At 62.1% G+C, this 12701-nt stretch carries 15 protein-coding genes; 7 read left to right on the top strand and 8 right to left on the bottom strand.

The genetic code is table 11. The features are described 5' to 3' along the window. Positions 1 to 96: 96 nt before the first annotated feature. The 4 genes from BUA38_RS05755 to BUA38_RS05740 all read right to left on the bottom strand — a co-directional run bounded on the left by BUA38_RS05755 (position 97) and on the right by BUA38_RS05740 (position 3045). On the bottom strand, positions 97 to 471 hold the full coding sequence (locus tag BUA38_RS05755) for a hypothetical protein (protein ID WP_072817094.1): 375 nt from the start codon (positions 469 to 471) through the stop codon (positions 97 to 99). A gap of 118 nt (positions 472 to 589) precedes the next feature. Then, positions 590 to 1000: a peptide-methionine (R)-S-oxide reductase MsrB gene (gene msrB, locus BUA38_RS05750; RefSeq protein ID WP_072817093.1), complete on the bottom strand. Its 411-nt coding sequence runs from the start codon at positions 998 to 1000 to the stop codon at positions 590 to 592. 26 nt (positions 1001 to 1026) lie between these two features. Then, positions 1027 to 1746, bottom strand: a complete 720-nt coding sequence (gene msrA, locus BUA38_RS05745) for a peptide-methionine (S)-S-oxide reductase MsrA (protein ID WP_072817092.1) — start codon at positions 1744 to 1746, stop codon at positions 1027 to 1029. A 183-nt stretch (positions 1747 to 1929) separates the two neighbouring features. Beyond that, positions 1930 to 3045, bottom strand: a complete 1116-nt coding sequence (locus BUA38_RS05740; RefSeq protein WP_072817091.1) for an ATP-dependent DNA helicase — start codon at positions 3043 to 3045, stop codon at positions 1930 to 1932. 164 nt (positions 3046 to 3209) lie between these two features. Between BUA38_RS05740 and BUA38_RS05735 the strand changes: the two genes are divergently transcribed. From BUA38_RS05735 to BUA38_RS37470, 7 genes are all read left to right on the top strand, one after another. After that, positions 3210 to 4424: an LLM class flavin-dependent oxidoreductase gene (locus BUA38_RS05735; protein ID WP_072825859.1), complete on the top strand. Its 1215-nt coding sequence runs from the start codon at positions 3210 to 3212 to the stop codon at positions 4422 to 4424. Positions 4425 to 4642: 218 nt separating this feature from the next. Beyond that, a complete protein-coding gene (locus BUA38_RS05730) occupies positions 4643 to 6115 on the top strand; it encodes a putative sulfate exporter family transporter (protein ID WP_072817090.1) in 1473 nt (490 codons plus the stop codon). Between the two features lie 20 nt (positions 6116 to 6135). Beyond that, entirely contained in the window at positions 6136 to 6291 is a 156-nt protein-coding gene (locus BUA38_RS37475) for a hypothetical protein (RefSeq protein ID WP_172805986.1), read from the top strand. A gap of 107 nt (positions 6292 to 6398) precedes the next feature. Further along, positions 6399 to 7493, top strand: coding sequence for a methionine ABC transporter ATP-binding protein (locus BUA38_RS05725; protein ID WP_072817089.1), 1095 nt, complete (start codon positions 6399 to 6401; stop codon positions 7491 to 7493). Next, entirely contained in the window at positions 7483 to 8148 is a 666-nt protein-coding gene (locus tag BUA38_RS05720; RefSeq protein WP_072817088.1) for a methionine ABC transporter permease, read from the top strand. Before BUA38_RS05725 ends, BUA38_RS05720 begins: the two co-directional genes overlap by 11 nt. Before the next feature lie 31 nt (positions 8149 to 8179). After that, positions 8180 to 8962 (top strand): MetQ/NlpA family ABC transporter substrate-binding protein, encoded by a 783-nt coding sequence (locus BUA38_RS05715; protein WP_072825858.1) that lies wholly within the window; start codon positions 8180 to 8182, stop codon positions 8960 to 8962. Between the two features lie 16 nt (positions 8963 to 8978). Beyond that, the gene (locus tag BUA38_RS37470) at positions 8979 to 9134 is read left to right on the top strand and encodes a hypothetical protein (RefSeq protein WP_172805985.1); all 156 of its coding nucleotides are present in this window, start codon (positions 8979 to 8981) and stop codon (positions 9132 to 9134) included. 60 nt (positions 9135 to 9194) lie between these two features. Here BUA38_RS37470 and BUA38_RS05710 read toward each other — a convergent pair whose 3' ends face one another. From BUA38_RS05710 to fliG, 4 genes are read right to left on the bottom strand one after another with little or no spacing between them, the layout of a single operon-like run. Further along, a complete protein-coding gene (locus BUA38_RS05710) occupies positions 9195 to 10574 on the bottom strand; it encodes a sigma-54 interaction domain-containing protein (RefSeq protein WP_072817087.1) in 1380 nt (459 codons plus the stop codon). Positions 10575 to 10630: 56 nt separating this feature from the next. Next, on the bottom strand, positions 10631 to 10984 hold the full coding sequence (gene fliN / locus BUA38_RS05705; protein WP_072817086.1) for a flagellar motor switch protein FliN: 354 nt from the start codon (positions 10982 to 10984) through the stop codon (positions 10631 to 10633). A 17-nt stretch (positions 10985 to 11001) separates the two neighbouring features. Next, positions 11002 to 11619, bottom strand: coding sequence for a FliH/SctL family protein (locus BUA38_RS05700; protein ID WP_072817085.1), 618 nt, complete (start codon positions 11617 to 11619; stop codon positions 11002 to 11004). Further along, complete coding sequence (gene fliG, locus BUA38_RS05695; RefSeq protein ID WP_072817084.1) at positions 11619 to 12701, bottom strand: flagellar motor switch protein FliG; 1083 nt, start codon at positions 12699 to 12701, stop codon at positions 11619 to 11621. Before fliG ends, BUA38_RS05700 begins: the two co-directional genes overlap by 1 nt.

The raw sequence follows: 12701 nt of genomic DNA, 5'->3' as shown, positions 1-12701 counted from the left end.
CGGATTCCGCCGGTCGGATAAAGAAGAACGGTATCACTTGCCTTTCGGTTCCATAACCGGAACCGAAATCGCGAGATGACAAGCGGAGTCGAGGGGTTATTTCCTGGTCTCGTCGATCGGAAGCACCTTCAGCGGTGACGCATAAGGCTCGACCCGCAACGAGTCCGAGGCCATCAGGCCGATCTTGCGCAACGGCGCCTGTTCGAGGTCGCCGGCAGCCGATTTATGCACGGCATATTGCCAGACGCTCATCGAGCCCTTCGCGATCAGCATCTTGGCGATGCCGCCGGCGTCCTTTCCGTCGAGTTGCGCGAGTTCGTCGTCGGGGATCCCGATAACGATCTCGTCCTTGACGGTGATGATCTTGAACAGGGAGACCTTGTCGGCCGCCAAAACCGGCTGAATCACTGGGCACTCCATGATGAGGGCTGCTGCCGTGAGGCCGAACAGCAGACGTTTGGAAATTTGCATCTGAATATTTCCTTGAGGCTGTGCGCGTGAGACCGGCGGGAGGCCCAAAGAAAAACCCCGCGCGACCAGCTCTTGGTCGCACGGGGCGCGAAAGGCGTTCGAGGCAAGCTCAAGAAAATTATTTCGGCTGAAGTTTTAGCGCCGCCGAATTGATGCAGTAACGCAACCCGGTTGGCCCCGGGCCGTCCTCGAACACGTGGCCGAGATGGCCGTTGCAGCTCGAGCACAGCACTTCGGTGCGGATCATGCCGTGGCTCGCGTCACGCTCCTCGTCGACATGGCTTTCGGTCGCCGGCTGGGTGAAGCTCGGCCAGCCGCAGCCGGAATCGAACTTGGCATCGGACTCGAACAACGTTTGTCCGCAGCCGGCACACACATAGGTGCCCGGCCGGTGCTCATGCTCGTATTCGCCGGAGAACGGCCGTTCGGTCGCCTTCTCGCGCAGCACCGCATACTGCATCGGCGTCAGTTCCTTGCGCCACTCGGCTTCGCTCTTTTCGACCTTTGTCGTCGTCTTGGCGTCAGACATGAAACCTCCTTTGCAGCGAGAGATTCCTAGTTAGTGACCTTGATATCACTGACCAAAGCGGGCTTCTCGCTATAGTCCTCGGCGAAAAGCTTCTTCAGGTTTTCGACCTTGGGAATGTCATTATAGGCAATATAGGGTTGGCTAGGGTGAAGCGTCAGGTAATCCTGATGATAACCCTCCGCGGCGAAGAAGGCTTGCAGCGGTCCGACCTTGGTCACGATCGGCTTCTTGTAGACGCCGGCCGAGTTGAGCTGCGCGATATAGGCGTCCGCGACCTTCTTCTGCTCGTCTGACGTCGTGAAGATCGCCGAGCGATATTGCGTGCCGGTATCCGGCCCCTGACGGTTCAGCTGCGTCGGATCGTGCACCACTGAAAAGAAGATCTGCAAAATCTTGCCGTAGCTGATTTTCTTCGGGTCATACTTGATCTCGACGGACTCGGCGTGCCCGGTCGTGCCGGTCGAGACCAGGTGATAATCGGCGTTCGCCTTGATGCCTCCGGAATAGCCGGACACCGCATTGACGACACCCTTGGTGTGCTGGAACACGCCTTGCACGCCCCAGAAGCAACCGCCGGCCAGTACCGCGGTCTGGATACCGCTCGCGTTCTGGACATCGACCGCCGGTGGCGGAATCGTCACGGCTTCCTCGGCGGCAAGCGAAGGCGTGAGGTTGATGGCGGAAATCGCCAAGAGGCCGATGGCGGCGGCATATATCGGAAAACGGCTGAGAGGACGGCGGGTCATGGGAGCTGGCTCCTGATTTCCTGGTCGTTTCGGCTGATAATTTAAGGCGGGCGTAGCCCGTTCGCAAAACGGGACTTTGCGCCCGGGGTCTCGGTCTAAGATACGGGGCAAAAGCCCGCCTGTTACCGCGAAAAGCACACGAGTCCGTGAAAAAGCGCGGCTTTTGGCCGAACCCGGGACGGCTCACACCACGATCGAAAGCCGTTTGGCGGCGCGTGTCACCCCGGTATAGAGCCAGCGGGCGCGGCTGTCCTGGAAGGCAAAGCTTTCGTCGAACAACACCACGTCATCCCATTGCGAACCTTGCGACTTGTGCACGGTAAGCACGTAGCCGTAGTCGAATTCGTCGTAAGGTTTGCGCTGTTCCCAGGGGATCTGCTCGACCCCGCCTTCGAAGCAGTCGCAGCGGACCGAAACTTTCGTGACCTTGTGGCTGAACTCCTCGTCGGGGGCGAGGCGCAGGCTGACGATGCGCGACTTCGATCTTGAAGCGTTGCGTGACTTCACGCGCCAAAGGCCGCCATTGAACAGTCCTTTCTTGCGGTTGTTGCGCAGGCACACGAGCTTGTCGCCGGCAACCGGCAAGGGGTCTTCGATGCTTTGTTTCTGCCGCATCCGCGTGTTGTAGGCGCGGCGCGTGTTGTTGCGGCCGACCAGCACCTGATCGGCCTGCATCACCCGGTCTGGATCGAGGTCGCCACGGGAGATGATTTCGCTTTCGCCGTAACGCCCGAGTTCGAGTTCGCGCCCCTCCCGGATATCCATCGACATCCGCACGATCGGATCGTCCTGCGCCTGGCGGTGCACTTCGGTCAGCATCGCGTCGGGCGTGGTGTCGGTAAAGAAGCCGCCGCCCTGGATCGGCGGCAATTGCGCGGGATCGCCAAGCACCAGCAGCGGGCAATCGAACGACATCAGGTCGCGCCCCATTTCGGCATCCACCATCGAGCATTCGTCGATGATGATCAGCTTCGCTTTCGAGGCCGGCGCATCGTCCCACAGCTCAAAGCTCGGCTGCTCGACGCCGGATTCGCGGGCGCGGTAGATCAGGGAGTGAATGGTGGAGGCGTTGTCGCAGCCCTTGTTGCGCATCACCAGCGCCGCCTTGCCGGTGAAGGCGGCAAATTTCACCTCGCCATCGACATCTTCGGCGATATGGCGGGCCAGCGTGGTCTTGCCGGTGCCGGCATAGCCGAACAGGCGAAACACCGGCGGTGTTCCGTTGCGGCCGGGCCTGGCCTTCAGCCACTTCGCCACGGCCTTGAGCGCGGCATCCTGATGCGGGGAGAAGCTGGTCATGAGGGCTCGGATGGGAGAGCGCCGATTCGAGGCGCACGGCCAAAGCTAACCATTCATGCCGGTAGCGCAAGGCGCTTCCGTTTCCCGGAATAAGCCCCCGGCTGGACTAAGGTTTTGCTCGCACTACACTGCCCCAAAAGATGAAATTGGCTGCGGGAGGCATCATGAAGTTCGGCATCTTCTATGAGCTGCAACTGCCGCGTCCGTGGCAGGCGGGTGATGAGCTCAAGCTCTATCAGGATGCGCTCACCCAGCTCGAGACCGCCGACCGTCTCGGTTACGACCACGCCTGGGTCGTGGAGCATCATTTCCTGGAAGAATATTCGCACTCGCCGTCGCCGGAGTCCTTTCTCGCGGCTGCGAGCCAGCGCACCAGAAACATCCGGCTTGGCCACGGCATCTTTCAGCTCACCACCAATCATCCCGCGCGCGTGGCCGAGCGCATTGCCGTGCTCGATCTCCTGAGCCGTGGCCGCTGCGAATTCGGCATGGGCGAAAGCGCCTCCATTACGGAGCTCGAGCCGTTCAGCCGCGATATGGAGACCAAGAAGGAGGTGTTCGAGGAGGCTGTCGCTGCGATCTTCCCGATGTTTCGGGATGGCGGAAGCGAGCACCACGGCAAGTATTTCGACATTCCCCTGCGCAACGTGGTGCCCAAGCCGGTGCAGAAACCGCATCCGCCGTTATGGATGGCCTGTTCGCAACTGCCGACCATCGAACGCGCCGGCCAATGCGGCTTTGGCGCGCTCGGCTTTCAGTTTGTCAGCGCGGACGCGGCGCATGCCTGGGTGCACGCTTATTACAACGCGATCACGAAACGCTTGAAGAAGCTCGCCGACTACGAGATCAATCCGAACATGGCGCTGGTGTCGTTCTTCATGTGCGCAAAAACGGACGAGGAAGCACGGCTACGCGCCGACGGCGCCACGTTTTTTCAGTTCGCCTTGCGTTTTTACGGTGCGTCGCAAGACCGCCAGCGTCCCGCGCCCGGCGCCGTCAACATGTGGGACGAATACAACAAATGGAAGCGCGAGAACCGCGAAGCCCAGGAAGCCGCACTTCGCAGCGGTCTCATCGGCTCACCGGACACAATCCGCAAAAAGCTGCGGCGCTTCCGCACCTCCCACATCGATCAGGTCATCCTGCTCAACCAGGCCGGCAAGAACAGCCATGAACATATTTGCGAGTCGCTTGAACTGTTCGCCGAGGAAGTGATGCCGGAGTTCCAGAATGATCCCGAGCACGACGCCTGGAAGGCGGGCGTGATGCGAGGCAGCCTCAAGCTCGAAGAGATCGACACTGCTGAATTCACCGACCGTTACGGCAAGCTCGCCCTCAATGTCGGCTCGCCAAAACCGGCCCCGGCGGCGGCAGGATAAAGGGGCCAATTCCGCTGCCGGGCGGCTGACGCCAGGCAGAAAATTGACCTAAGTTCCCTCGCTTCGTTGGAAGAAAGCTGGCGTTTGCCGGTAATCCAGCAGGTCGGGCATCGCTTTTTTTCTCGAGTCCTCGACAGGACAAACCAGCGCCATCATCCTGAACAATGAAAAATGGAGGGCTTTTCAGCCCTCCATCCTGATCATTTTGGGGAATTGGAATGTCGGACATTGCAATCAAGGCATCCGAGCCGCTGACGCTGCGGGCGCAATTGACCGAGGACTGGCTGGCCGTCGTCATCGGTCTGTTGGTGTTCGGCGCAGCGCTGGTCAGCATCAGCGGAACCGACATTCTGGGTTGGGCCGTCACCACCTCGGTCTATACCGATCTCACCAGGGCGCTCGGCCCCTTTGCCAAGTCCTATGCCTGGCTCGGCGGCGGCGGAGCCCTGATCGCGACCTACGCGTCGCTGTTGATCGTGTTGAGCGCCGGTGTTGCAACGCTTGGCGCCGACGTGCGGAAATTCGCCGTCGCATTCACCGCCGTCTTTGCCATCGCCTATGCGAGCTGGATCGTCGGCAGCTACGCCTATGTCGCTGCGGTGACGCCGGCCGAACAGCAGAAATTCGGCATCGATTGGTCGCTCAAGCTCACCAATGAAGGCGGCTTCATCGTCGCGCTCCTTTCCGGCATCGTGATCGCCAATTTCTTTCCGCGCTTTGCCGAATGGCTGAAGGAAGCGATCCGGCCCGAGCTCTACATCAAGATCGCGATCGTCATTCTCGGCGCCACCGTTGCCGTCACCGCGGCCGGACGCCTCAATCTTGCCTCCTCGCTGCTGTTGCGCGGCGCTGCCGCCATCGTCGAGGCCTATCTGATCTATTGGGCGGTGATCTATTACGTCGCGCGCAAATGGTTCGGTTTTAGCCGCGAATGGTCGGTGCCGCTGGCGTCGGGCATTTCGATCTGCGGCGTGGCGGCTTCGATCGCCACCGGCGGGGCGATCCGGGCGCGGCCGGCGGTTCCGATCCTGGTGTCCTCGCTGGTGGTCGTTTTCGCGGTCGTCGAAGTCCTGATCCTGCCGTTCCTGGCCCAAACGTTCCTGTGGCAGGAGCCCCTGGTGGCCGGCGCCTGGATCGGTCTTGCCATCAAGACCGATGGCGCGGCAGTCGCGGGCGGCGGCATTACCGAGTCGCTGATCATGGCGAAGTCGGCCGCGGAAGGCATCAAGTATCAGCCGGGCTGGATTCTGGCGACCACGACCACGGTGAAGATCTTCATCGATATCTTCATCGGCATCTGGGCCTTCATTCTCGGCTATATCTGGACCAACCACATCGACAAAGGACCGGACCGGGCGAAGCCCCGCGAGATCTGGCAGCGCTTCCCGAAGTTCATTCTCGGCTTCATCCTTGTGTTCGCCGTGTCGCTCTGGCTTGCGATCGGCTCGACGCCGGATGTCGCCAAGGCGCTGCCCGCGGCGGCCGGCGAGGCCAACGTGTTCCGCGTCATCTTCTTCGTGCTCACCTTCTTCTCGATCGGCGTGCTGTCGGATTTCCGCAAGCTCTGGCAGCAGGGCTTCGGCAAGCTGGCCGCGGTCTATTTCGTCAGCCTGTTCGGGTTCGTGATCTGGGTGGGCTTGTTGATTTCCTGGCTGTTCTTCAGCGGCTTCAAGCCGCCGCTTGCCAGCTAACCTGAAGAGAGAGCCATCGCATGCCCACATCCAACCTCAAAGACGAGCTCAACGCAGTGGAAGTCGAACCGCTGCTGCCGATCGAAAAGAAGCTGATCGGCTACAGCCTCGGCCTTGGTATCGTGCTTCTGGTCGTGCTGATCGCCGTTAATCATTTCGTGCCCATCAAGCTTTGACCCTCCTCCGAGCCTGTCCGCCCGGCGGCCTCTGGTATTACTGGGGCTGGCCGGGCGGGTTTCATTTTGCTATGGCCTAACCCGTAAATTTCGCGCAGAACCTTGTCATGAACGCTCCATTTCCAATACCCGGAGCGCCGCCGAGCGACGTGCAGACCCGTCCCCTGATCGCCTTTGCCGATGTCAGCAAGGTCTATCCGTCACGCGACCGCGCGGCGGAGGTGGTCGCGCTTTCCGATGTCAATCTCGACGTGCCCGAGGGCGCGATTGTCGGCGTGATCGGCAAGAGCGGCGCGGGCAAATCGACCCTCATTCGGATGGTCAACGGGCTTGAGCGTCCGAGCGGCGGCCGCGTAGTCGTGGATGGCACCGATGTCACGGCGCTGTACGAGCGCGGCCTGCGCCAGGCCCGCCGTTCGATCGGCATGATCTTCCAGCATTTCAATCTGCTGTCGTCGCGCACGGCGTTCGACAACATCGCCTTGCCGCTCGAAATCGCGGGCCTCGACAGGGCTGCGATTGCCAAGCGCGTCGAACCCTTGCTGGCGATGGTCGGACTGTCCGACAAGCGCGACCGCTATCCGGCTGAACTTTCCGGCGGACAGAAGCAGCGCGTCGGCATTGCTCGCGCGCTCGCGACCAAGCCCAGGGTCTTGCTGTCGGATGAAGCGACGTCTGCGCTCGATCCGGAGACCACCGACCAGATTCTGGCGCTGCTCAAGACCATCAACGCAGAGCTCAAGCTCACCATCCTGTTCATCACCCATGAGATGATGGTCGTCAAAAAGCTCGCCGACCGCGTCGCCGTGCTCGAGGGCGGCCGTATCGTCGAACAGGGCACGACGTATGAGATCTTTGCCCATCCGCGCCACGAGACGACGCAGCGGTTCATTGGCGCAATCAGCGGTGCCCAAGTGCCGGAATGGCTGGCCGCGAAATTGAGGCCGCAGCGCCAGCCGGGCGATAGCGCGGTGCTGCGCGTCGGCTTTGTCGGCGGCGACGCCGACCAGCCGGTGTTGTCGCGGCTGTCGCGCAATCTCGGCATCGACGTCAACATCCTGCACGGGCAGGTGGAAACGATCGCCGGCCGTCCGTTCGGGTCGCTGTTCATCTCGGTTTCCGCCGAAGCGGACCTGCGTCGCATCATGGAGCAGCTCGCGGCGGGACAGAACACGGTGGAGCACCTCGGCTATGTCGCCTGAAATGTTCCAGCTCATCGCGAGTTCGACGCTCGACACGCTTGTGATGGTCGGGCTCTCCGGCCTGTTGGGAACGCTGTTCGGACTTCCGCTCGGCATCTTTCTGGCGACAAGCCGCGCCGGCGAGCTGTTTGCCGCGCCGGCCGCCAACCGCATCCTCGGCCTGATCGTCAACGCGACGCGCTCGACGCCGTTCATCATTCTCGTCGTCGCCATCGTGCCGCTGACACGTTTGCTTGTCGGAACCTCGATCGGCACCCGTGCGGCGGTGGTGCCGCTTACCATTGCCGCGATCCCGTTCATTGCCCGCGTCGTCGAGGCTGCGATCCGCGAGGTCGACCAGGGGTTGGTCGAGGCCGCGCGCGCCTTCGGCGCCAGTCCGTTCCAGATCGTGCGCAAGGTGCTGTTGCCGGAAGCCTTGCCGGCGCTGACGCTCGCGCTCACATTGACGCTGGTCAGTCTGCTCGGCTATTCGGCCATGGTGGGCGCGGTCGGTGGCGGCGGGCTCGGCGATCTCGGCATTCGCTACGGCTACCAGCGTTTCATGCCGGAAGTGATGGCGGCTGTCGTGATTGTGCTGATCGTGCTGGTGCAGGGCGTGCAGACGCTGGGCGAAATGATCGCGCGCCGTCTCGACAAGCGCAGCCGGCAATCATGAATAGTGAGTTCTCAAGAAGGATCGAATGATCATGTCCCTCCGTTTTCTTCTGGCTTCAGTGGTCGCTGCCGCAGCCCTCGCCACGCCGGCCCGCTCTGAGACCATCAAGATCGGGGTTACGCCGGGGCCGCACGCCCAGATCCTCGAAGCGGTCAAAGCGATCGCGGCCAGGAACGGTCTCGACATCCAGATCGTCGAGTTCACGGACTACGTGGTTCCGAACGCTGCGCTCGATGCCGGCGACTTGCAGGCGAATTCGTTCCAGAACCAGCCTTATCTCGACAACCAGAAGGCCGATCGCGGCTACAAGATCGAGACGGTCGCGCTGACCGTGAATTTCCCGATGGGAATTTATTCCAAGAAGTACAAGAGCTGGGATACGGTGCCGCAGGGCGCGACCTTGTCGATCCCGAACGACCCGACCAATGGCGGCCGCGTGCTGCTTTTGTTGCAGGACAAGGGCGTGCTGAAGCTGAAAGCCAATGTCGGTTTCAAGCCGACCATCGCCGACATCACCGACAATCCGAAGAAGTTCAAGATCGTGGAAGTCGATGCCGCACAGACGGCGCGAACGCTCGACGACGTCGATGTTGCCGGCATCAACACGAACTACGCCACGCAAGCCGGTCTGGACCCCGTCAAGGACGCGATCCTGCGCGAGGACCCGAAGGGGCCCTACACCAACTTGATTGCCGTGCGCGCTGCCGATAAGGACAAGCCGTGGGTCAAGACGTTGGTGGACAGTTATCACACGCCGGAAGTCCGCGAATTTGTCCTGACCAAATTCAAGGGCGCGGTACTGCCGTCGTGGTAAGCGGCCTCGTTTTCCGATGAAACGGGCTGCGGCCTGGGCCCTTTATGCCGTTGGCGCGTTGGCGGTCGCCTATCTTGCGCTCTACGCTTATGTCGCGTTCACCGGGCGTAGCTTCGAGCCCGGCGATCCCATCCATATTTTTCGCAAACCCGACGCGCCGGAACTGGGTTAGGTCAATGGAAATCCGCAGGCGAGGTTGCCCTCGCGCCGGACGGAATCTCGCCCGCGAATCCTAGAAGGCAGCAGCCGTCCGCTGCGCTTCGCCAGCGCCGGCCGGCGTGATCGGCAGGCCGCCATCGGCATACTCGTTCAGCTTGTTGCGCAGCGTGCGGATCGAAATGCCAAGGATATTGGCTGCGTGGGTCCGGTTGCCGAGGCAGTGCTTTAGTGTTTCCAGGATCAGGTCGCGCTCGACATCGGCCACGGTGCGGCCGACCAGCGCACGCGTCACCTGTTCGGCGGCGAAGGTGGCGTGCGCCACCACCGGCGCGGTCTTCGGGCCATCGAGGCGCTCGCCGTCGGGCGTGATGATGGCTTCGACACCGATCTCGTCGCCCTGGGCCATCAGCACCGACCGATGGATGGTGTTTTCGAGCTCGCGGACGTTGCCCTGCCAGCGGTTGGTGGTCAGCACGCGGCGGGCCTCGGCCGAAAGCGGCCGTAAGGGAACGCCGTTGGCGTCGGAATATTTCTTGGCGAAGTGCTGGGCGAGTTCCAGAATATCTGCCGGCCGGTCGCGAAGCGGCGGAATCTTCAGGTTGACGACGTTAAGGCGGAACAACAGGTCCTCGCGGAAAGTGCCTTCGCGCACGGCGTCGGCGAGGTTGCGGTTCGAGGTCGCGATGATGCGAATGTCGACGGGTACGGGCCGCGTGCCGCCGACGCGGTCGATCACCCGTTCCTGGATCGCGCGCAGCAACTTGGATTGCAGCCGCACGTCCATCTCGGAGATTTCGTCGAGCAGCAGCGTACCGCCGGTGGCCTCCTCGAACTTGCCGATGCGTCGCGCCACCGCGCCGGTGAACGCGCCCTTTTCGTGGCCGAACAATTCGGACTCAAGCAGATGCTCGGGGATGGCTGCGCAGTTGATCGAGATGAACGGACGCTTGGCGCGGTTGGAGCGGGTGTGAACATAACGCGCCACCACTTCCTTGCCGGTGCCGGACTCGCCGGTGATCATGACGGACGCGTCGGAGCCGGCAATCTGCTGGGCCAGCTTGATGACCTTGGCCATCGCGTCGTCACGATAAACCAGATCGCGCGAGTCGTTGGCGACGGCGGCAAGGACGGCGGCGATCAATTCCGGATCCGGCGGCAGCGGAATATATTCCTTGGCGCCGGCATGAATGGCTGCGACCGCGGCGCGGGCATCGTTGGAGATGCCGCAAGCGACGATCGGCACGTGGATGTGTTCGGATTCGAGCCGCATGACGAGGTCGCGGATGTCGAGCGAGACATCGACCAGCAGCAGGTCGGCGCCCTTGCCGCCGCGCAATACCCGCATCGCCTGTTCGTTGTCTTCCGCATGGGTGACGGAAGCGCCGTTATCCATCGCGATCTTGGTCGCTGTCGTGAGCTGCCCTTTCAAGGTGCCAACGATAAGAAGCCGCATGCTCATCTCCTGTTCGTCTGTTCGCGCCGTTCAGGCGCTCTTTAATTCAAGAAGTCCTAGTTGCGTTCCGCCTTGATGATTTCGGTCATCGTGACGCCGAGCTTGTCTTCGACCAGCACCACCTCGCCGCGCGCGACCAGGCGGTTGTTGACGTAAATGTCGATGGCTTCGCCGACACGGCGGTCGAGCTCGAGAACGGTGCCGGGGCCAAGCTTGAGCAGATCGCCGACGTCCATCTTGGAACGGCCGAGGACGGCTGAAACCTGCACCGGCACGTCGAACACGGCCTCGAGATCGGCCGCGATGCGGGCGGCGTTCTCGTCCTCGTTGTAGGCGATGTCGCCGCCCACGGCCGGCGTATCGGCGCTGTTCAAATCCGGGAGCGGAACCTGTGTGTCCGTGTCACTCATGGTTCATTCCTCTTCATTCAATCCTGGTTGCGGGACGCGATATAGCGCCCGACGAGTTCGTTGATCTTGGCTTCGATCGCTGCGCGTTCGAGAACGACGCCACCATCGGCCCACTCGATCCGGCAGTCGCCGTTCTGGATGTCGGGTTCGGCCAGGATCACCAGCCGGCCGGCAAAACCGCATTGTTTGGCCAATGTCTCGATGCGGGTGTGCGCCGTCTCGTAGAGCGCGTCATTGATCCGCACCACGATATGAGGCGTCGACACGAGCTGGGCGAAGCAGTCGGAAACGAGCGCGGTGATCTCGCCGAGCGGCTCGCGGGCGACGAGTTCACTCGCCAGCTTGCGTGCAACGGCGACCGCCACGTCGACGGCTTCGGTTTCCATCCGCCGCTCGACGCCGGACAAGCCGGCTGCGATGCCCTTGATGGCGACGCCGATCGTCTCGAGCGCCAGTGCGACGCGGCGGTCGCTTTCGGCCTTGGCCTCGCGCTGGGCGACGTCGTAGCCATCGCGATAGGCGCGTGCCTCGGCGGCAGCGACCTTCTGGGCGACCTCGGCGGCGGTGGCACGCTCGCGCGCCCAGTCGGGGGCCGAGAAGTCCGTGTCGAACAGGAATTTTGCGGGCGCGGCCATCAGTACACCAATTCGTCGTCGGCGCGGTTCTTGGTCAGGGTGATTTCACCCTTGGCCGCAAGATCCTTGGCGAGGTTCACGAGCAGCGCCTGCGCTTCGTCGACGTCGCGCAACCGCACCGGGCCCATCGCAGCCATGTCGTCGAGCAGCATCTTGCCGGCGCGCGAGGACATGTTGCTGAGGAAGAAGCCGCGCACTTCCTCGTTGGCGCTCTTGAGCGCGACGCCGAGCTTGTCCTTGTCGACGTTGCGCATCAGGGTCTGTGCCGAGCCGGAGTCGAGCTTGATCAGATCATCGAACGTGAACATCAGCGCCTTGATCCGCTCGGCGGCCTCGCGATTGTCTTCTTCCAGCGAGGTGATGAAGCGGGTTTCGGTCTGGCGATCGAAATTGTTGAAGATTTCGGCCATCACCTCGTGTGCGTCGCGTCGCCTGGTCTGCGAAAGATTCGACATGAATTCGACGCGGAGCGTCTGCTCGACGCGCTCGATCACTTCTTTCTGAACTGCCTCCATCTTCAGCATGCGGTTGACGACGTCGAGCGCCATGTCCTCGGGCAAAATCGCGAGCACGCGCGCTGAATGCTCGGGCTTCAGTTTCGACAGCACCACGGCAATGGTCTGCGGGTATTCGTTCTTGAGGTAGTTGGCGAGCACCTCCTCCTGGACGTTGGAGAGCTTCTCCCACATGTTGCGGCCGGCCGGACCGCGGATCTCGTCCATGATGCCGACCACGCGTTCGGCCGGCAGATATTGCTGCAACAGCCGCTCGGTGGCGTCGAAATTGCCCATCAGCGCGCCCGACGCCGACATCCGAGACACGAACTCGAGCAGCATGTCCTCGACGGTGTCGGCCTCCACGGTGCCGAGCGTCGACATATGGATCGACAGTTCGCGGACCTCGTCGTCGTCCAGAAGCGACCAGACCTTGCCGCCATATTGTTCGCCGAGCGCCAGCATCAGCATGGCCGCGCGCTTCGGGCCGGCGATCGGCTCGCCCTTCACCTTGTTGGCCTGACGCGCAGCCAGCGAGGAAATCACGCTGGTGATGTCGTTGGTGTTATTGTTCTGCGATACGGCCAT

The organism is Bradyrhizobium erythrophlei (assembly GCF_900142985.1).
In the GTDB taxonomy this organism is placed as follows: Bacteria; Pseudomonadota; Alphaproteobacteria; order Rhizobiales; family Xanthobacteraceae; genus Bradyrhizobium; species Bradyrhizobium erythrophlei_B.
The sequence above is the reverse complement of the archived record's forward strand: the minus strand, read 5'-3'. Positions and strand labels throughout refer to the sequence as shown.

Coding starts and splice junctions, on each gene's coding strand:
- fliN (WP_072817086.1), bottom strand. CDS start 10,984: ATGAGTGACACGGACACACAGGTTCCGCTCCCGGATTTGAACAGCGCC.
- BUA38_RS05740 (WP_072817091.1), bottom strand. CDS start 3,045: ATGACCAGCTTCTCCCCGCATCAGGATGCCGCGCTCAAGGCCGTGGCG.
- BUA38_RS05755 (WP_072817094.1), bottom strand. CDS start 471: ATGCAAATTTCCAAACGTCTGCTGTTCGGCCTCACGGCAGCAGCCCTC.
- BUA38_RS05725 (WP_072817089.1), top strand. CDS start 6,399: ATGAACGCTCCATTTCCAATACCCGGAGCGCCGCCGAGCGACGTGCAG.
- BUA38_RS05730 (WP_072817090.1), top strand. CDS start 4,643: ATGTCGGACATTGCAATCAAGGCATCCGAGCCGCTGACGCTGCGGGCG.
- msrA (WP_072817092.1), bottom strand. CDS start 1,746: ATGACCCGCCGTCCTCTCAGCCGTTTTCCGATATATGCCGCCGCCATC.
- BUA38_RS05720 (WP_072817088.1), top strand. CDS start 7,483: ATGTCGCCTGAAATGTTCCAGCTCATCGCGAGTTCGACGCTCGACACG.
- msrB (WP_072817093.1), bottom strand. CDS start 1,000: ATGTCTGACGCCAAGACGACGACAAAGGTCGAAAAGAGCGAAGCCGAG.
- BUA38_RS05715 (WP_072825858.1), top strand. CDS start 8,180: ATGTCCCTCCGTTTTCTTCTGGCTTCAGTGGTCGCTGCCGCAGCCCTC.
- BUA38_RS37470 (WP_172805985.1), top strand. CDS start 8,979: ATGAAACGGGCTGCGGCCTGGGCCCTTTATGCCGTTGGCGCGTTGGCG.
- BUA38_RS05700 (WP_072817085.1), bottom strand. CDS start 11,619: ATGGCCGCGCCCGCAAAATTCCTGTTCGACACGGACTTCTCGGCCCCC.
- BUA38_RS37475 (WP_172805986.1), top strand. CDS start 6,136: ATGCCCACATCCAACCTCAAAGACGAGCTCAACGCAGTGGAAGTCGAA.
- fliG (WP_072817084.1), bottom strand. CDS start 12,701: ATGGCCGTATCGCAGAACAATAACACCAACGACATCACCAGCGTGATT.
- BUA38_RS05735 (WP_072825859.1), top strand. CDS start 3,210: ATGAAGTTCGGCATCTTCTATGAGCTGCAACTGCCGCGTCCGTGGCAG.
- BUA38_RS05710 (WP_072817087.1), bottom strand. CDS start 10,574: ATGCGGCTTCTTATCGTTGGCACCTTGAAAGGGCAGCTCACGACAGCG.